Origin of the sequence: Pseudomonas capeferrum (assembly GCF_013523055.1) — a bacterium.
Lineage (GTDB): Bacteria > Pseudomonadota > Gammaproteobacteria > Pseudomonadales > Pseudomonadaceae > Aquipseudomonas > Aquipseudomonas capeferrum_A.
Genome location: NZ_JAAMQM010000017.1, coordinates 107,668 through 125,147, shown reverse-complemented (window position 1 = coordinate 125,147; position 17,480 = coordinate 107,668). Strand labels below are relative to the sequence as shown.

Annotated in this window: 15 protein-coding genes; 4 read left to right on the top strand and 11 right to left on the bottom strand. The window is 60.8% G+C overall.

Annotation, left to right across the window (positions count from 1 at the left end; translation table 11 throughout):
* Window positions 1-5 precede the first annotated feature (5 nt).
* Together G7009_RS19615 and G7009_RS19610 are read left to right on the top strand one after the other, a co-directional pair.
* A complete protein-coding gene (locus G7009_RS19615) occupies window positions 6-1,418 on the top strand; it encodes a M16 family metallopeptidase (RefSeq protein ID WP_181131751.1) in 1,413 nt (470 codons plus the stop codon).
* Window positions 1,419-1,461: 43 nt separating this feature from the next.
* Window positions 1,462-2,496, top strand: coding sequence for a DUF5924 family protein (locus G7009_RS19610; RefSeq protein WP_181131750.1), 1,035 nt, complete (start codon window positions 1,462-1,464; stop codon window positions 2,494-2,496).
* Here the strand turns inward: G7009_RS19610 and G7009_RS19605 are convergent.
* From G7009_RS19605 to G7009_RS19580, 6 genes are all read right to left on the bottom strand, one after another.
* Window positions 2,478-3,707: a nucleoside recognition domain-containing protein gene (locus tag G7009_RS19605; RefSeq protein WP_181131749.1), complete on the bottom strand. Its 1,230-nt coding sequence runs from the start codon at window positions 3,705-3,707 to the stop codon at window positions 2,478-2,480. The two genes, G7009_RS19610 and G7009_RS19605, sit on opposite strands and share 19 nt — an antisense overlap.
* Window positions 3,708-3,866: 159 nt before the next feature.
* Window positions 3,867-5,198, bottom strand: coding sequence for a glutamate/aspartate:proton symporter GltP (gltP, locus tag G7009_RS19600; RefSeq protein WP_181131748.1), 1,332 nt, complete (start codon window positions 5,196-5,198; stop codon window positions 3,867-3,869).
* Between the two features lie 727 nt (window positions 5,199-5,925).
* Complete coding sequence (locus tag G7009_RS19595; protein ID WP_181131747.1) at window positions 5,926-6,393, bottom strand: inhibitor of vertebrate lysozyme family protein; 468 nt, start codon at window positions 6,391-6,393, stop codon at window positions 5,926-5,928.
* 2 nt (window positions 6,394-6,395) lie between these two features.
* Window positions 6,396-6,557: a DUF1328 domain-containing protein gene (locus G7009_RS19590; protein ID WP_181131746.1), complete on the bottom strand. Its 162-nt coding sequence runs from the start codon at window positions 6,555-6,557 to the stop codon at window positions 6,396-6,398.
* 46 nt (window positions 6,558-6,603) lie between these two features.
* Window positions 6,604-6,891, bottom strand: coding sequence for a hypothetical protein (locus G7009_RS19585; RefSeq protein ID WP_181131745.1), 288 nt, complete (start codon window positions 6,889-6,891; stop codon window positions 6,604-6,606).
* A gap of 175 nt (window positions 6,892-7,066) precedes the next feature.
* Window positions 7,067-7,897 carry a BON domain-containing protein gene (locus G7009_RS19580; protein WP_181131744.1) on the bottom strand — a complete coding sequence of 277 codons (831 nt, stop codon included), beginning with the start codon at window positions 7,895-7,897 and terminating at the stop codon, window positions 7,067-7,069.
* Between the two features lie 206 nt (window positions 7,898-8,103).
* Between G7009_RS19580 and algB the strand changes: the two genes are divergently transcribed.
* Both algB and G7009_RS19570 read left to right on the top strand, forming a co-directional pair.
* Window positions 8,104-9,450: a sigma-54-dependent response regulator transcription factor AlgB gene (algB, locus tag G7009_RS19575; protein WP_181131743.1), complete on the top strand. Its 1,347-nt coding sequence runs from the start codon at window positions 8,104-8,106 to the stop codon at window positions 9,448-9,450.
* An 8-nt stretch (window positions 9,451-9,458) separates the two neighbouring features.
* On the top strand, window positions 9,459-11,225 hold the full coding sequence (locus tag G7009_RS19570) for a KinB sensor domain-containing domain (protein ID WP_181131742.1): 1,767 nt from the start codon (window positions 9,459-9,461) through the stop codon (window positions 11,223-11,225).
* Here the strand turns inward: G7009_RS19570 and G7009_RS19565 are convergent.
* The 5 genes from G7009_RS19565 to dsbA form a co-directional block, all read right to left on the bottom strand.
* Window positions 11,222-12,844 carry an EAL domain-containing protein gene (locus G7009_RS19565; RefSeq protein ID WP_181131741.1) on the bottom strand — a complete coding sequence of 541 codons (1,623 nt, stop codon included), beginning with the start codon at window positions 12,842-12,844 and terminating at the stop codon, window positions 11,222-11,224. The genes G7009_RS19570 and G7009_RS19565 overlap by 4 nt on opposite strands.
* 72 nt (window positions 12,845-12,916) lie before the next feature.
* Window positions 12,917-13,693, bottom strand: a complete 777-nt coding sequence (locus G7009_RS19560; RefSeq protein WP_219856677.1) for an N-acetylmuramoyl-L-alanine amidase — start codon at window positions 13,691-13,693, stop codon at window positions 12,917-12,919.
* Window positions 13,694-13,891: 198 nt separating this feature from the next.
* Window positions 13,892-15,889, bottom strand: a complete 1,998-nt coding sequence (locus tag G7009_RS19555) for a diguanylate cyclase (RefSeq protein ID WP_181131739.1) — start codon at window positions 15,887-15,889, stop codon at window positions 13,892-13,894.
* Window positions 15,890-15,916: 27 nt separating this feature from the next.
* Window positions 15,917-16,771: an endonuclease/exonuclease/phosphatase family protein gene (locus G7009_RS19550; RefSeq protein ID WP_181131738.1), complete on the bottom strand. Its 855-nt coding sequence runs from the start codon at window positions 16,769-16,771 to the stop codon at window positions 15,917-15,919.
* 11 nt (window positions 16,772-16,782) lie between these two features.
* On the bottom strand, window positions 16,783-17,415 hold the full coding sequence (gene dsbA, locus G7009_RS19545; protein ID WP_181131737.1) for a thiol:disulfide interchange protein DsbA: 633 nt from the start codon (window positions 17,413-17,415) through the stop codon (window positions 16,783-16,785).
* Between the last annotated feature and the right edge of the window lie 65 nt (window positions 17,416-17,480).

The window sequence follows — 17,480 nt, the reverse complement described above, 5'->3', positions numbered from 1 at the left end:
CGCCCATGCGTTGTGTGTTGTTCGTTTGTCTTCTCTTCTGCAGCTTGTCCGGCATGGCCCTCGACCGGTCGCGGGTCGAAGGCTATTTGTTGCCCAATGGCCTGCAGGTGATCCTCAAGTCGGGCTACGAAAGCGACCATGTGGCCATTCGCCTAGTAGTGGGCGTCGGCCTGGACGACTTCAATTGCGAGCAGAAAGAGCTGCCGCATCTGCTTGAACACCTCTTGTTCAGCGGCCTCGACGAGGCGGGCGAAGGCGGTCTGGAGCAGCGCATGCAGGCATTGGGCGGCGAATGGAATGCCTTTACCAGCAGTGCGGACACCACCTTCGTCATCGAAACGCCGGCACGCAATCAGCGCAAGGTGCTCGACCTGCTGTTGTCGGCCATCCGCGATACCGATCTCGACGAGCGAGACCTTGCCACCGCCAAGAAGATCATCGAGCGCGAGGATGGCGGTCACTATGGGCACCTGCAACGCTGGCTGGACCGCCAGGACATCGGCCACCGCGCCAGCGACCAACTGGCCACCGAGCTCGGCTTGAAGTGCCCCGAGCGCTCGTCCATCGAAGACATGACCCTGGAGCAGACTCAAGCCCTGCGCAATCGCTGGTACGCCGCCAACAACATGACCCTGATCGTCGTCGGCGGCCTCGACCGTTTGCTACCCGCCTATCTGGACCGTACCTACGCCGAGCTGCCGCCCTCCGAACCCGAAGAGCGACGCAACCTGGACAGCATCAGCCAGCAGGCCGAACAGCGCCGCGAGCTGACCCGAGGCTGGCTTGGCGACAGCGTCAAGCTGCATTGGCTGTTCATCGAGCCGGTGCTCGACAACGCGCATGATCAGACACTGGAATTGGTATCGCGCTACCTGGACTGGGCCCTGTACGACCAGTTGCGCCTGCGCCACGGTCTGTCCTATGGCCCGTCCACGCAGCGGGAGAGCTTCGGTGACAGCGGCATGCTCAGCCTCAATGCCGACCTCGAGCGGGACGATATCAACGAGGCGGTAAAGGTCCTCGAGGCGATGTTCGACAATTTGCGTGAAAACGGACTGGATGCGGAGACCTTCGAGCGCATCAAACAGGCGGCCATGGCACGGGAAAGCTGGGCCACCCAAGGTAACAGCGCCCTGGCCGACTACTACTGGGGCGCGCTGAACGACTACGAGAATGGACGCTTCAAGGATCCGGTGCGCAAGATCCGCGACGTTACTCTGAAGGAGGCCGACGAGGCCTTGCATGAACTGCTCAAGGACCCCGGCTATCTGCGTATCGAGAAACCCTTGCTGGGCGACGACGAGCTTTACGGCCTCGCCGCCCTGACCGTTGGCGTGATTCTCGCCTTGGGCCTGTTGCGTCTGCGCCTGCGTCGTCGTCCCACGCCACGCCGTAGCGGCGCTACACGCAAGCGATGATTCAGCGGTATGCTCTAGGCGTATTTATTTTCAGTCGTTGCCCATGCCTCCATTAGCTCAAATCGCCCAGCGCGTGATCGAACTGCTCAAGCGCTACCCTGGAGTCATCGCCCTGGGTGGCTTTCTGTCCGGGATCGGTAGCTTCATCCTGGTCGATCGCCAGGCTGGGCTGGCCAGTTGGATCGCTATCGTGTTGTTGGTCAGCTGGATCTGGCTGATGCTGGAAAACACGCTGACCAAGCTGTTCAGTCGTACCTTCAACCGGGAGATCCCGCAACCGCTGCTGCGCTATGCCACGCAGATGATTCACCAGGAGAGCCTGTTCTTCGTCCTGCCGTTCTTCTTCATCACCACCACGTGGAACAGCGGTCAATTGGTATTCACGGGCTTGTTGGCCGCCGCCGGGTTGATTTCCATCGTCGATCCACTTTATTACCGATGGCTGGCGCCGCGGCGATGGTTGTTCCTCGCGCTGCATACCCTGACGTTGTTCGCCGCGCTCCTCACGGCCCTGCCGATCATCCTGCACCTGACGACGGCGCAGAGCTTCAAGCTGGCACTGGGTATCACCATGCTGCTGTCTTTTCCAAGCCTGGCCAGCACGTTCCCGATCAATGGATGGCGACGGGCGATTGCCTTGGTGCTGCTGACGGTAGGCGTTGGCGCGGCCGGCTGGACGCTGCGCTCGTGGGTGCCGCCGGCGACGTTGTGGATGACCGAGGTGGCGGTCAGCACCGAGGTCCAGGACCGCAAGCCAGGCGCCTCTCTCAGGCAGATCGAGACCAGTCGCCTGCGTGGCAATGGGCTCTACGCCTATACCGCCATCAACGCCCCGCGTGGACTGAATGAACGCATCTACCATGTGTGGCAGCACAACGGTCAGGAGGTCGATCGCATCGCGCTGGATATCCATGGCGGTCGCAAGGAAGGCTACCGGGCCTGGACCCACAAGCAGAACTTCCCGCCCAAACCGGCTGGCCGTTGGCAGGTGAGGGTGCTCACCGAGGACGGCCAGGTCATCGGTGTACTGCGTTTTCGCGTAGTGGACGACGCTCAGGCTCAGGCAAAGAACCAGTAGCAGACCAGGATCGCCGCGATCACCCCCGACAACTCGGCCAGCAGGGCACAGCCCACGGCATGCCGCACGCGCTGGATGCCGACCGCGCCGAAATACACCGCCAGGACATAAAAGGTGGTCTCGGTACTGCCTTGAACCGTTGCTGCGACCAGTGCCGCAAAACTGTCGACGCCATGGGTCTGCATGGTCTCGATCAGCAGTGCCCGCGCAGCGCTGCCTGAAAACGGCTTGACCAGGGCGGTCGGAAGGCCATCGACAAAGCGCGTGTCCAGGCCGATCCATTCGACGGCATGACGAATCCCATCCAGCGCCAGTTCCAGTGCGCCAGAGGCACGCAGCACGCCGACCGCGCAGAGCATCGCCACCAGATAGGGCAGCAGGCTCCTGGCGACGTCGAAACCTTCCTTGGCGCCCTCGATGAACGCCTCGTAGACCTTTACTCGACGCAATGCGCCGATTACCAGGAACAGGATGATGATTCCGAACAGGCTCAGGTTGCCCAGGATCGACGACAGACTCGCCAGGGCGGCGGCCGACAAGGTGCCCAGGAAAGCCATGAAGCCTCCCAGGAGCAGGGCGCCGGGCACCAGATAGGCCAACACTACCGGATCCCACAACCGCAAGCGCTGCATCACTGCGACCGACAGCAGGCCGACCAGGGTCGAGCAACTGGTGGCCAGCAGGATCGGCAGGAAGACCAGGGTCGGATCGGTCGCGCCCTGTTGGGCCCGGTACATGAAGATGGTCACCGGCAACAACGTCAGGGAGGATGCATTGAGCACCAGGAACAGGATCTGCGCGTTGCTCGCGGTAGTACTGCTCGGATTGAGTTCCTGTAGCGCACGCATGGCCTTGAGGCCGATGGGCGTTGCCGCATTGTCCAGACCCAGGCCGTTGGCGGCGAAGTTCATGGTGATCAGTCCGAGAGCGGGATGGCCGGGGGGTACTTCCGGCATCAACCGCGCGAACAAGGGGCCGAGCACCTTGGCCAGCCACTCGACGATCCCTGCCTGCTCGGCGATCTTGAGGAAGCCCAGCCACAGCGTCAGGGTGCCGAACAGCAGAATCATGACTTCCACGGACAGCTTGGCCATGGCAAAGATGCTCTCGACCATCGCGGCGAAAATGTCGGCATTCCCGCCAATCAGCCATTGGGCCATGGCGGAAACCGCCGCCACCAGGAAAAAGCCGAGCCAAAGGCCATTGAGCATCCGCGTGTACCCCCCGAAAAATGCCACGAATGATAACCCACCCGCACGCCGGTCAGGGGCTAGTCGGCCACCTGCCTGTCAGGCCATGGTTTCATCCCTTGCCCGGCAAAAAGCAGAAAGCCCCGACGTGTCGGGGCTTTCTGTCAGTACGCGGACGCCTTAGCGATTGGCTGTCTTGCCAGCCACGACCGCTTCCTTGCCGCGCAGGTGCGGCAGGCTGTTCCAGTAACGCTCGCCCTTGGCGGCGTCATACATGCCTTCCCAGCGCGAGATGACCAGCACGGCCAGGGCGTTGCCGATCACGTTGAGCGCGGTACGAGCCATGTCCATGATGCGATCGACACCGGCAATGAAGGCCAGGCCTTCCAACGGGATGCCGACACTGCCCAAGGTCGCCAGCAAGACCACGAAGGATACGCCCGGCACACCGGCAATGCCCTTGGAGGTGACCATCAGGGTCACGACCAGCAGCAACTGCTGGCTCCACGACAGGTCGATGCCGTAGAGCTGCGCGATGAACAGTGCCGCGATGCTCTGGTACAGGGTCGAACCATCGAGGTTGAACGAATAGCCGGTGGGGACCACGAAGCTGCAGATAGCCTTGGGCGCGCCATAGGCTTCCATTTTCTCGATCACGCGTGGGAGCACGGTTTCGGAACTGGAGGTTGAGTAGGCGAGGACAAGCTCGTCCTTCATGATGCGCATGATCTTGATGATCGAGAAGCCGAACAGACGTGCGACCAGGCCCAGCACCATGAAGGCGAAGAAGGCGATGGCGAAGTACACCAGCAGCACCAGCTTGGCCAGTGGCAGCAGCGAAGCGAAGCCGAAGTTGGCGACCGTCACGGCGATCAGGGCGAAAACACCAATCGGCGCATAGTTCATGATCATGTGGGTGACCTTGAACATAGCTTCCGAAACGCCCTGGAAGGTACGCACCAGCGGCTCGCGAAGGTCAGCTTGCAAGCTGGACAAGCCCAGGCCGAACAGCACCGAGAAGAAGATGATCGGCAGCATTTCGCCTCGCATCAGCGCGGCGAAGATGTTGGACGGGATCAGGTTCAGCAGCGTCTCGATGAACGCGTGCTCATGCTGGACCTCGGCTGCGGTGGCGGCGTACTTGGAAATGTCCACGGTGCCCAGCGTGCTCATGTCGATACCGGCACCTGGATGGAAGACATTCGCCAGGACAAGGCCCACGACGATCGCAATGGTCGTTACCACCTCGAAATAGAGAATGGTCTTCAAGCCGATGCTGCCAAGTTTCTTGGCATCGCCTACACCGGCGATACCGACGACCAGTGACGAAATCACGATCGGGATGACGATCATCTTGATCAGGCGAATAAAGATGTCGCCCGCAGGCTGCAGGATATTGCTGATCCACCATGCCTTTTCTGCACTGAAATGGTTCAGCAGCGCGCCTACCGCAACACCGAGTACCAATCCAATGAGGATCTGCCAGGCGAGGCTGAGTTTTGCCTTCTTCATGTCGTTACCCTTGTTCTAATTGACCTGGACACCCTGCTGGAAGCCTTGATCCAGAGCCTTTCAAGCAGTCTGGAAATTCGCTTTGGCCCAATCGGCATGTCCCTGTAGGGTCGCAGCAAGCGAGCGCAATGCGCGCTGGCCAGCGAAAAAGGCGGCAACTATTGCCATGCACAAGGGGGCAGTCTAATGCCGGAAACGACTACCCCATGCCGAATCGGCATAACCTGTAGCCTGAAAATTAGCCTGCGCATGAACGTGAATTACAGCTGTTCGGTTTTCCGAACATGGCTGATACGCCAAACAAGGGCAGATTTGTCTGTATACAGGGTACGGATAGGAAGTTGTTCGACAAACCGAATGAAGAGAAATGACAGTACGGACGTACCAGTTCTCTGGGAAAATATTTCGATATACGGTCGAGAAAACTATCGGTCTGACGCATACGGCATCAGTAACGCAGCAATGGAGTGGAAGCGCCTCGGAAGCCAGGCCAGGTGCCAACCGGGCACGGCTGGCCTGAAACTTCCGATGCCGCCTTTCCTGACCCGGCCCCTTACGGGAGGTACTCCCTGTACCCCTAAGCCATTCCGATCCTGTAACAATCAGAACAGCCCGGCCCCCTGGTCATGCATCGCGTCTCATCGAAGCGAAGCAACATAGAAGCCAGAATCATAAAAAGGTTCGGCTTCTATTTAGTTACAGCGCACTACCGTTCGTCTGTCTTCACTCAGTACCAGTTGGGATCACGCTTGAGCTGTTCGAGCAAGAGCGCCTTCATCCCTTCGTCAGGCTCACCCAGCCAACGATAATCGGCATGACGGGTTGGTGCCTTGTCCTTGGGCAGCCCTTCAGGAACTTCTACCAGCATCGCGTAGGCATCGTCCTTGTCCCACTTGAAAGCCACGATCAGACGCTTGTTGATGCATTTGCCTTCGGATTCACACAGAGGACCGACCAGATACCTGTCCCCATCCTCGGTGACCGCGGACATCTGTTGAGGAGAGCTACCGCTGAGGTTGAGTACCCATTCGGGCAAGCGCTCTTCCTTTTTGACCACTTGCTGCCACGTTTCGCGATATTCGGGATCTGAGCCCAATAGCTCATTGGCTCGGACCTGTCCGTCATTGGCGGCCATCGCCACCATGCTACTGCCCATCAGCAGGGCAGCAGCAACAGCGCTATACAACCTCTTCATCGTCAACCTCTACGGCGTCCAAAGAAGAACGAAGCAATGAACAGCACCAGGAAGATGATGAACAGGATCTTCGCGATACCCGTCGCCGCGCCCGCGATACCACCGAAGCCCAACACAGCTGCGACGATGGCGATGATCAGGAAAGTGATAGCCCAGCTCAACATGATGATTCTCCTTACCGTTTTGTTCGAAATCCGCTCGTGGCTGCGCTTAGAACACCCAGCGCTCTTGAGGTACAACACTTTCGAGGGTGGCCGGCGTCGCACGCTCCTGCGTCGAAACCGGTTCTGCCGCTCTTACCAAGGTGTTCGCGCGAGTCGCCTGGATATGCACCAACAGCGCAGTGTGCGCTGCCACCTGCTCGGCCAAACGCGCAGTCTGCCAGCTGTGGTACGCCTGGCCGGCGGCCAGGGTCAGCATCAGCGCCAGGCTGAGAAACAGGAACTGGCGCAGTGGCAATGTAGCGGTCTGTTCGCGAGTGATGGTTTGGCGGTTCATACCGGCTCCTCGTGCTGTACTTTTTATTCAACTCTGAATAGAACAGTGCAGCCTGCATGCCAGTATTGGATTCGATAAAAACTACTTACAAATCAATAACTTAACTAATGAATCAGATTAAGGTGGGGACGTATCCTGCACGATGCCCTCCCTGGCGTCGTGCGATTTGCATGATTCACCCTTCGGTCTTGGTGGCCACCTTCAGCAAATCAGCGTCTACGCCGCGTACTCCGACGATCTGACGCGCCACGTCCACGGCAATGGATTTCTGTTCGCTACTGACCACCTCGCCGGACAATCGCACCAAGCCTTCCTGGCTTGACACCTTGATGGTCAGGCCATCCAGATTGCGGCTATAGCGCAAGCTGCTCTGGATCTTGTCGATGATCCAGTTATCGCTCGGTTGCGGTCCGACAGGGGCATCGACTGGCGTTGTTCGGGCCTTCGCCATGGCGGCGGTATCGAGGCTGACCAGGTTGTTCACCAGGTATACCCCGTCCGTGCTTCGGGCCAGCACCCCGGCGAGCTCCTTGGCTTCGGTACTGTCGACTCTGCCACGCAGGGTCACCACACCTTCACGGCTTTCGACCTCGATGGGAGCTTTTTGCGTGACGCGGCTCCAGAGCAGGCGAGCGCGCACGATGGCAGAAAGCGTCGCGTCTTCCAGACGCTGGGCATAGGCGCGCAACTCCAGGGATTGCTCGACCAGGTCGGCATTGACCTGTAATCGGTTATCCACATGCTCGATGCCACGGGTGGCCAGTGCCACGCGTTCGGCCAGCTGACGCTCAACCTCGTTTTCCACTTCGCCGGACAGCTGAACGGATTGCCCTGCGACCTGGGCCGTGATGCGGAAAGGATTGAGGACACGATTCAAGGATAGCGCTGTCTGCAAAGCGCCCTCCAGACGTGCGTCTTGCTCGCTGTCGGCGAATGCGGTGGGTGCCAGGAACTGGCTAAGCAGAAGACCCACTGCCAGCGCAGCGGACCGGGGTGGAAAGGGCATGGGACACCATCCTTCTGGTCAAATCCGAGAGTGCCGCAATCTTGGTGCCATCATTTTTTCTGTAGGCAATTTCTGTTTTTTCAGTAAGTTAGCCAAGCAGAAGTCAACGAGCTAGCATGCAGATAACGGAATCAATCAGAATTGACCATGCAACTTGCCCGATATTTCCGACACTAACCAAGATTAATCCTACAGGAGCGCAGGAAATGGAATCAGTCCCGGACAATCAAGGCCGCATTCTGCTGGTAGATGATGAGTCCGCCATCCTGCGTACTTTCCGCTACTGCCTCGAAGACGAAGGCTATAGCGTGGCGACAGCCAACAGCGCCTCACAGGCGGAAACCCTGCTTCAACGCCAGGTCTTCGACCTGTGTTTCCTCGATTTGCGACTGGGTGAGGACAATGGCCTGGATGTGCTGGCACAGATGCGTATCCAGGCACCGTGGATGCGGGTAGTGATCGTCACGGCCCACTCCGCGATCGATACGGCGGTCGACGCTATCCAGGCTGGCGCCGCCGATTACCTGGTCAAGCCTTGCAGCCCAGACCAGCTGCGCCTGGCAACCGCCAAACAGCTCGAAGTACGTCAGCTTTCGGCACGCCTGGAAGCATTGGAAGGCGAGGTGCGCAAGCCAAAGGACGGGCTCGACTCCCATAGCCCGGCGATGATGGCGGTACTCGAGACCGCGCGCCAGGTGGCCACTACCGATGCCAACATCCTGATCCTGGGTGAGTCGGGCACCGGCAAGGGCGAGCTGGCGAGGGCCATTCATGGCTGGAGCAAGCGATCACGCAAGTCATGCGTCACCATCAACTGTCCGTCCTTGACCGCGGAGCTGATGGAGAGCGAGCTGTTCGGACACAGCCGCGGAGCCTTCACCGGCGCCAGCGAAAGTACGCTCGGTCGTGTGAACCAGGCGGATGGCGGCACATTGTTCCTCGATGAGATCGGTGACTTCCCGCTGACCTTGCAACCTAAACTGCTGCGTTTCATCCAGGACAAGGAATATGAACGCGTCGGTGACCCCGTCACTCGCCGCGCCGATGTACGTATCCTGGCTGCCACCAACCTCAACCTCGAAGAGATGGTGCGCGAGGGCCGCTTCCGCGAGGACTTGCTCTACCGCCTCAACGTCATCACCCTGCATCTGCCGCCACTGCGTGAACGCAGCGAAGACGTGCTGATCCTCGCCGACCGCTTCCTCGCGCGCTTCGTCAAGGAATATTCGCGGCCTGCGCGCGGATTCAGCGACGAGGCCCGTGCGGCGCTACTCAATTATCGATGGCCGGGCAATATCCGCGAGCTGCGCAACGTCATCGAACGGGCGAGCATCATCTGTGGTCAGGAGCGCGTGGAAATCAGCCACCTGGGCATGGGCGAGCAGCCCACCGGCAACGCACCTCGCGTGGGTGCCGCCTTGAGCCTGGATGAGCTCGAACGCGCGCACATCGGCGCGGTACTGGCGACCAGCGACACTCTCGATCAGGCGGCCAAGACGCTGGGCATCGATGCCTCGACGCTGTATCGCAAGCGTAAGCAGTACAACCTGTGAGGTGGGCGATGAAGCTGCGTACGCGGCTTTTTCTCAGTATTTCGGCGCTGGTGACCGTTGCCCTGCTGGGGCTGTTGCTGGGGCTGGTCAGCGTGCTGCAGATGGCCACGGTGCAGCAAGTAATGGTGCGCGATGCCACGCATACGCTCGAGCTGGGGCTCAAGCTGCGCCAGAACCTGGGCGAGCAACTCAACCTGATTCTCAACAAGGACAGCGGCACCCAGCATCTCGCTGCGTTGCAGGGAGACTTCCAGACGCTGCTCAACGAAGGGCTCGAACGCGGTGGCGAGCGTACCGGGTTCAGCAAGGCCAGCCGTAACTATCAGACGTTTCTGCAGGCCTATCGAGACAGCAGCCTCTCTGGCCAGAGCGTTATTGGCGATCAACCGCTCTGGTCGGCGTTCAACCAGGTGCGCACCGACCTGGTCGACTCCCACCGGCAGACACTCGACCATATCACCCAAGGCGAGGAACAAGCCCGCGACCGCGCCCTGTTGATCAGCGGCATGCTTGGCCTGATGGGCCTGACCGTGCTGGTGCTGGGGTTCATCACCGCGCACAACATCGCACGCCGTTTCGGCCACCCTATCGAAGCCCTGGCCAAGGCGGCCGATCAGGTCGGTCAGGGCAACTTCGATGTCACCCTGCCCGTCACCCATGCCACCGAACTCAACCAGCTGACCCGACGCTTTGGCCTGATGGCGGACGCATTGCGCCGGCACCAGGCCACCAATATCGACGAGCTGCTCGCCGGTCAGCAACGCCTGCAAGCGGTGCTCGACAGCATCGACGATGGTTTGTTGATCATCGACCAGCAAGGCCGCTTGGAGCACCTTAACCCGGTGGCTCAACGTCAATTGGGATGGGTCGACAGCCGCCTCGGCGTAGGGCTTGCAGAAGCCCTGCAGCGGCCCGAACTGGAGCAACAGCTGCGCCAGGTATTGCGAGGGGGCAGCCTGGATCGTCCGCCCGAGGACCTGAGCCTGGAAGTGGACGACGAAAGCCGATTGCTGACCTATAGCCTGACACCCGTCAGCCATCCCCAGGGGCCGATTCTGGGAGCGGTCATGGTGTTGCATGACGTGACCGAGCAGCGCGCCTTCGAGCGTGTTCGCAGTGAGTTCGTCCTGCGGGCCTCGCATGAGCTGCGCACGCCCATCACGGGCATGCACATGGCGTTCGGTCTGTTGCGCGAGCGCTTGAAGTTCCCGGCGGAGGCGCGCGAGAGCGACCTGGTGGAAACCATCGGCGAAGAGATGCAGCGATTGACTCAACTGATCAACGATCTGCTCAACTTCTCGCGTTACCAGAGCGGTCTGCAGAAGCTCGAGCTGGCGCCGTGCCCCATTGATGATCTGCTTGATCGAGCCAGGTTGCGCTATCAGGAACAGACCGACGACAAACAGATCGAACTGGTCACCGACCTGGAGCTGCCCCTGCCACGCATCCAGGCGGATGTGGCCCAGCTCGACCGGGTGCTGGACAACCTGTTGCACAATGCCATCCGTCATACGGCCAGTGGCGGGCGCATCCGTCTGCATGCCCGGCGGCATGCCGAACGGGTGATCATCAGTGTCGAAGACGATGGCGAAGGTATCGCCTACGGACAGCAGGGCCGGATCTTCGAGCCTTTTGTCCAGGTAGGCCGCAAGAAAGGCGGGGCGGGTCTGGGCCTGGCGCTGTGCAAGGAGATCGTACAGTTGCATGGCGGGCGGATGGGCGTGTTCTCTCGTCCCGGTCAAGGGACGCAGTTCTACATGGCGCTGCCGGCCTAGGCGGGCTCGTCGTCGAGCCGTCGACCGGCCGGACGCCGGTCTCGAGTGATCAACTCCACGAAATGCGCCGCGTTGAGGGGGTGGGCGAACAACCAGCCTTGACCATAGATGACACCCTCGCTGTTGAGGAGCTCGGCCTGGTCTTCGAATTCGACCCCTTCGGCGATCACCCGCAATTGCAAGGCATGGGCCATGCGGATGATATGGGGCGCAACACCGCTGCTGGCGGCATCGTGGCCAAGTGCGTCGATGAAAGCCTTGTCGATCTTCAAGCAATCGACCGGCAAGGTTTGCAGATAGGCCAGGCTGCAATAGCCGGTACCAAAATCGTCGATCAGCACTTGATGCCCGACAGCCCTTAGCGCCTGCAGGTTCTCCCTGGCCACGACCACATCCACCAGTCCACGCTCGGTGACTTCGAACGCGATCTGGCTGGCGGCTACGTGGTGAAGCGCCAGTAGCCGCGCGGCTATGGGGCCGATTCGCGGCTCCATGACATCGCAGGCGGCCAGGTTCACGGAGATATACAGGCTGCGATTGGCCCTGAGCAACTGACCCAGTTGTTCGAGAACCCGCTGCAGGACGAAATCGGTGATTTCGCAAATCTGGCCCGTGTTTTCGGCCATGGGGATGAACAGGTCGGGACTGGTCAGGGTACCGTCCGGTCGCCGCCATCGAACCAGCGCCTCGGCTCCCACGCAACGCCGGCTGATGAGTTCGAAGATCGGCTGATAGAGCACTTGCAGCTCACCCCGGCGCAACGCGCCCTGCAGCTCCGAACTCATGGAGCGTCGCTGCTGGATCAGTTGCAGCACCAGCCACCCGATGCACGTGGCTACCAGCAGACTGCCCGGGAACAGGACCCAAAGCATGCCATTCATCTTCAATGGCATGTCGGATCGGGGAACGATAAGCACCAGTTGGTAATCGGGCGACTTGGTCGGCATGCGGTAGATCAGCCGATCGACGAGCTCGACCAGCAACTCGCTGGAGGTCGAGGCCCAGCCGTCACCAGGAGGCCAGGGTTGCGCAGGCCCCAATACCGGGATGGCGCGCGCCCCCCGGTCCAGGACCACCAGCAGACTGCCACCTCGCGGCAGGTCGACCGCATCGGTCAGGTGCCCACGCGATGTCGAGACGAGAAACCTGCCGCTCCCCAGCATGAGAGCGGCGAGGTTTTCATTCGGTTCGGTGGTCGTGTTGAGCCAGTAGCTGTAGCTGGGGCCGTGGATGTCCGGGGGGCGCAGAGGTTCCGGACTGCGCTGCCCCCCCCGGTTCGAACACGTGACGGTGCCATCGACATAGGCAGCTTCATAAATGAAGCGGTAGCTGAGCCCCACTTGCTGGAGGGCCGCGATCATTGCCGCATCGCACTTGCGCAAGGGTTGAGCCTTGAGCTTGTCGACCCCTTCGCGCAATTGGCCGAATACCTGTTCAAGGCGTTCCAGAAAGCGTTCACCTCGCGCATTCATTACTGCGCGTTCACTTTCCCTGATCTGTTGCAGGTTCACGCCAACGCTGGCCAGCAGGAGCACACAGGCGCTGATAAGCGCGGCAAGTGTGGCCAGCAGCCAGGGACGATGAAAAATTTGGCGCAGCGTGGCGAGAAGAGCTGACATCTAGGGCATCCAATTGATTACCCAGAGGTATAGCAACTGTCTGGCAAGTCGGCCTGCCCGTTTGGCGGTGCTTTAGCGCATGGTGTTGAGAACTTGCAGGATAGCTGCCGTTTGGGCATCCGGCATGCCGTCGAACCGTTGCGGGCGGAAACGTATCTGTAACGCGGCCAGTACATGTCGGGTGCCCGGATCGAGCTCGCCCGTCTGCTCGATGGCATAGCCGAAGCGCGCCAACTGTTGCTGGTACCAGGCGATGGTGGGTGGGTTGACGCTGAAATACGCCTGCTGCCGCGCAACGGCGGTGGCATTCGGCCAGATACCGATGCCCGCGTCCGCCAGGCGCTTCCATGGGAACATCGGTCCTGGATCGAGCTTGCGCGACGGAGCGATGTCGCTGTGACCGATGATGTGCTGCGGATTGATATTGTTACGCTTGACGATGTCCTTGAGCAGCGCGATCAAAGCCTGAACCTGGGCTTCGCTATACGGGTACCAGACCCGACCATTGGGCGTGTCGTCGAAGCCAGGATTGACGATCTCGATACCGATGGAGCTGGAATTGAGCCACGTGCGGCCCTGCCACTGACTGTCACCGGCATGCCAGGCGCGACGGCTCTCGTCCACCAACTGATAGATCCTGGCCGGGCCATCGCCAATCAGGTAGTGGCTGCTCACTTCGCCCTTGGTCAGGAGCGCCAGGGAGCGCTCGAGCGAGGCATTGGTGTAATGCAGGACAACGAATTGGATGCGCTCATCGTGATTGGCAGAGGGGTGACTGCGGTCGATCCGCAATCCGCTGGAGCAACCGGCGAGCAGCAGCAACAAGGAGGCAACGAAGAGTTTTTTCATCACGAGAAGCACGTCATAAGCGTCAGTCAGGATCGCTACAATATAACGCGATCGCTCTGGTGCGATACCTTTCCTGGCAACCGCCCGATGGACACGCGGTATCGAGACCAGCTCCTTTCACGGTACCCATGCAATGCCCGGCAGCACGGACACCGTATTCCCCTCTGGAGCTCGCTTGCCCCAATGCCAGCGCCCCACTCAATCCTGCTCCACCCGATTGCGCCCCGCGCCCTTGGCTCGATAGAGCGCCTTGTCCGCCCGCTTGAACACGGCATCGCCCCGTTCTCCGGTTCTAAAGGCACTGATACCGATGGAGCTCGTGATCACCACGCGCTCGCCTTTGAAATGAAACGGGCAGGCTTCGATGGCCGCCCGTAGCATCTGGACGAACTGGACGCCGACGGTCATCGACGTCTGTGGCAAGAGCAGGACAAACTCTTCGCCTCCAAAACGCGCAATGAAGTCGCGCCCACGCAAGCGCTTGCGCAACACGTTGGCGACGATCTTCAGGACCTTGTCGCCCGCCAGGTGACCATAGCTGTCATTGATCCGCTTGAAGTCGTCCAGGTCGAGGATCGCTATCAGCAGATGCCCGCCGTGCTCTTGCCAGGCAAGAATCTCCCGCTCGACCTGCTCGGCCCAAGCAGCGCGATTGGGGAGACCGGTCAGGGGGTCGATCAGGGCTTTCTGGCGTTGCTCTTCGAGGTGCTCACGGTAGCCCAACGCCTCCTGCTCCATGCTGGCAACCCGCTCGGCCAGGCCCTGCAAGCGATCAGCCAGCTCCTGTTCACGCTGGCCACGTTCATGCTGGTGATGGTCCATGGTCACGAGCAGGCCTTCCAGGCGCTGCTCCAGCACGCGCTTGAGGCTGCCCAGGTCCGCGGCGCCCTGGACACTGGTCTGCAGGCCGTCCACCTGCTCGCGCAATTGGCTGTCGAGCTCACGGGCGGCGGAGCTGTTGTCGGCGTGCCCTGTGCTGGCGTCGTGCAAATGGCCCTGGAAAGTTTCCAGACGCTCGTTGAGTTGCTGCAGATAGGCTTCGAATTCGTGTTGCCCACTGTCATTGATCGCCAGCATGAGCACGGCCAGGTCGTCGAGCACGGGAATCAGCTCGTACCAGTTCAGGCCACGCGCCACGCGCTCACGCATGGCCAGGGCCTGCGCCTTGTGGTGCTCTGGCAGGGTGAGGTCGTCGAGCAAGCCGATGAACGTTTGTTCAATATGCGCCGCCACGGAGCTGTAGGGTGGTTCGGCGGCGTCGGGCAGGGCGTAGAGACTGTCTTCGTCCAGGGAATCGGACACTGCATCGAGCACCGCAGAGCCCGCGTCCGGCACACCTTTCTCGTCAAAGTGCTCGGCTTTGAGCGTTGGCGGCAAAGAGAAGCCCTGGCCTTCAGGCAACGGGACCTCGATAGCGTCGACCAAGGCAGGCCCGGCCATTTCCTGGGCAGGCTCGGTAGCTTGCACGGCAAGCGGTTCAGCGCCTGCCATGGGCAGGGATTCAGGTGTATCGGGAAAAGGCTCGACCCTCTCGAGCGTCAGAGATACGGGTACCGGCTCCGGGGCCGGGATCGTCGACATGAAGTCCTGCTCCATGGGCGCCGCCACGGAGGGTGGCGAGACAACCTCCACAGAAGCCTGTCGCGTCTCGTTCCGAGCCTGTGACTCGTGCTCACGGTTGCCGAACAGCCTTTGCAGGAGCCCGGGTCGCGCCGACTCCTCCGATTGTTGCAAGACCATCAGCGCCTGCCCTTGCAAGCCACTGAGCTCGCCCAGCAACAGCGGCAGCTCGCGCGTCTGGCCTATCCGCGCGTCCAGCTGCTTGGCGTATTTCTTCAGGGGTCGAGCCACATCGCCTGGCAACGGCAAGGCCTGTAGCTGGCTGACCAATGCGTTCAACGCGGTGCTGACCTGGGTGAGACGGGTTTCGCGTCGCTGCTCGGAATCGAGCACGGCTTTTTCCAGCCGTGGAATGAGGCCAGCCAGGGCAGCGTCCATATTCTTGCTGCGAATGACATCGCGCATTTCTTTCATGCACTGGTCGACTGCCTTGTCGCTGCCTTCCGCCGCTAATGTGCTGCGCACCAGGCCACGACGCAGAAGGTCGAGACGGGCGTCCCAGCGTCGTTCCAGTTTTTCCTGCTGATCGATGCTTTCGAGGTATTTTTCTTTCCAACGCTGGGCGTCGTCGGTCATGGCTGGATCCGCTGCAGATAAGGGCAATCAGCTCAAAACCGGCAGCGTATCCATAGTCAGTGCGTCAGGCAATCGAATCTCGACAGCGACGGGAAGATGGTCGGAGATGGGTTGGGCCAGGACCTCCACCCGTTCCAGCGTCAGGGTTGGGCTGAGCAGGATGTGGTCCAGGCAGCGCTGGGGACGCCAGCTCGGGAAGGTAGCCTCGATCTGTGGCGCCACCAGCCCCAGATCGCGCAGCGGCGAGTGGTCGAGCAGGTCGTTGGCATGGGTATTCATGTCGCCCATCAGGACCTGATGCCGATAACCCCCGATCAGCTCGCGGATATACGCCAGTTGCCGGGCACGGGTCTTTGCACCGAGGGCCAGGTGCATCATCACCACGACGAGAGCATCCGGGCCTTCGCCGAAGCGCACGAGGATTGCCCCGCGCCCGGCCGGACCGGGCAGGGGGTGATCTTCGAGCACGTCTGGCTTGAGGCGACTCAGCACACCGTTGCTGTGCTGGGCGAAACGACCGAGATTGCGGTTGAGCTGCTGGTACCAGTACGGGAAGGCGCCCAACTGGGCCAGGTGCTCGACCTGGTTGACATAGCCCGAGCGCAAGCTGCCCCCATCGACCTCCTGCAGCGCGACCAGGTCGAAATCGTTCAGCAGAGTGCCGATTTTCTGCAGATTGCCCGCCCGCCCGATGTGCGGCAGCAGATGCTGCCAGCCACGGGTCAGGTAATGCCGGTAGCGCTCGGTGCTGATGCCCACCTGGATATTGAAGCTGAGCAGACGCAGACGTCCGTCCGCCGGCAGGCCCGGGGTCTGCAGGTGATGCTCGTTGACCCGCGGCTCGTGCAGGCCGACAAGACGTCCAGGGCGCATACGACGCATAGGATCGCCGCTTACTTAGCGGCGCGCTCCTTGGCGATCAGCTGGTCGGCTACCTTCAGCACGCCCTCGGGACCGCCGGCAGTGCCCAGATCGAAGCGGTATTTGCCATTGACCACCATGCTCGGTACGCCGGTGATCTCGTACTTCTTGGCGAGCTCCTTGGCTTTCTGCACCTGGCCCTTGATCGCGAACGAGTTGAAGGTAGCGAGAAACTTGTCCTTGTCCACGCCTTGGGTCGCGAGGAATTCGGCCATGTCTTCAGGCTTGGTCAATTGCTTGTGCTGGTTCTGGATGGCATCGAAGACGGCCGCGTGAACCTTGTGTTCGACACCCATGGCTTCCAGGGTCAGGAACATTTGCCCATGTGCGTCCCAAGGACCGCCGAACATGGCTGGAACACGCTTGAAATTGACGTCGGCGGGCAGCTTCTCGGCCCACGGATTGACGGTCGGCTCGAAGTGGTAGCAATGGGGGCAGCCGTACCAGAACAGCTCCACGACCTCGATCTTGCCGGGTACGGAAACCTGTACCGGCTTGCTCAGCTCGAAATACTGCTCGCCAGCCACAGGCTCCGCAGCCTGGACGGTGGTGACTCCGAATACGCTGGCGGCGACCAGCGCGGCGCTGAGAATCAGTTTACGCATGCTTTACTCCTGGACAGTCATGGATGGGCTCGACACGACCTGGACCACGTTGAGACAGGTCGAAT

Bases quoted from the DNA above. Each gene is read 5' to 3' on its own strand.
- G7009_RS19615 (WP_181131751.1), top strand. From the start codon at position 6: ATGCGTTGTGTGTTGTTCGTTTGTCTTCTCTTCTGCAGCTTGTCCGGC.
- G7009_RS19610 (WP_181131750.1), top strand. From the start codon at position 1,462: ATGCCTCCATTAGCTCAAATCGCCCAGCGCGTGATCGAACTGCTCAAG.
- G7009_RS19605 (WP_181131749.1), bottom strand. From the start codon at position 3,707: ATGCTCAATGGCCTTTGGCTCGGCTTTTTCCTGGTGGCGGCGGTTTCC.
- gltP (WP_181131748.1), bottom strand. From the start codon at position 5,198: ATGAAGAAGGCAAAACTCAGCCTCGCCTGGCAGATCCTCATTGGATTG.
- G7009_RS19595 (WP_181131747.1), bottom strand. From the start codon at position 6,393: ATGAAGAGGTTGTATAGCGCTGTTGCTGCTGCCCTGCTGATGGGCAGT.
- G7009_RS19590 (WP_181131746.1), bottom strand. From the start codon at position 6,557: ATGTTGAGCTGGGCTATCACTTTCCTGATCATCGCCATCGTCGCAGCT.
- G7009_RS19585 (WP_181131745.1), bottom strand. From the start codon at position 6,891: ATGAACCGCCAAACCATCACTCGCGAACAGACCGCTACATTGCCACTG.
- G7009_RS19580 (WP_181131744.1), bottom strand. From the start codon at position 7,897: ATGCCCTTTCCACCCCGGTCCGCTGCGCTGGCAGTGGGTCTTCTGCTT.
- algB (WP_181131743.1), top strand. From the start codon at position 8,104: ATGGAATCAGTCCCGGACAATCAAGGCCGCATTCTGCTGGTAGATGAT.
- G7009_RS19570 (WP_181131742.1), top strand. From the start codon at position 9,459: ATGAAGCTGCGTACGCGGCTTTTTCTCAGTATTTCGGCGCTGGTGACC.
- G7009_RS19565 (WP_181131741.1), bottom strand. From the start codon at position 12,844: ATGTCAGCTCTTCTCGCCACGCTGCGCCAAATTTTTCATCGTCCCTGG.
- G7009_RS19560 (WP_219856677.1), bottom strand. From the start codon at position 13,693: ATGAAAAAACTCTTCGTTGCCTCCTTGTTGCTGCTGCTCGCCGGTTGC.
- G7009_RS19555 (WP_181131739.1), bottom strand. From the start codon at position 15,889: ATGACCGACGACGCCCAGCGTTGGAAAGAAAAATACCTCGAAAGCATC.
- G7009_RS19550 (WP_181131738.1), bottom strand. From the start codon at position 16,771: ATGCGTCGTATGCGCCCTGGACGTCTTGTCGGCCTGCACGAGCCGCGG.
- dsbA (WP_181131737.1), bottom strand. From the start codon at position 17,415: ATGCGTAAACTGATTCTCAGCGCCGCGCTGGTCGCCGCCAGCGTATTC.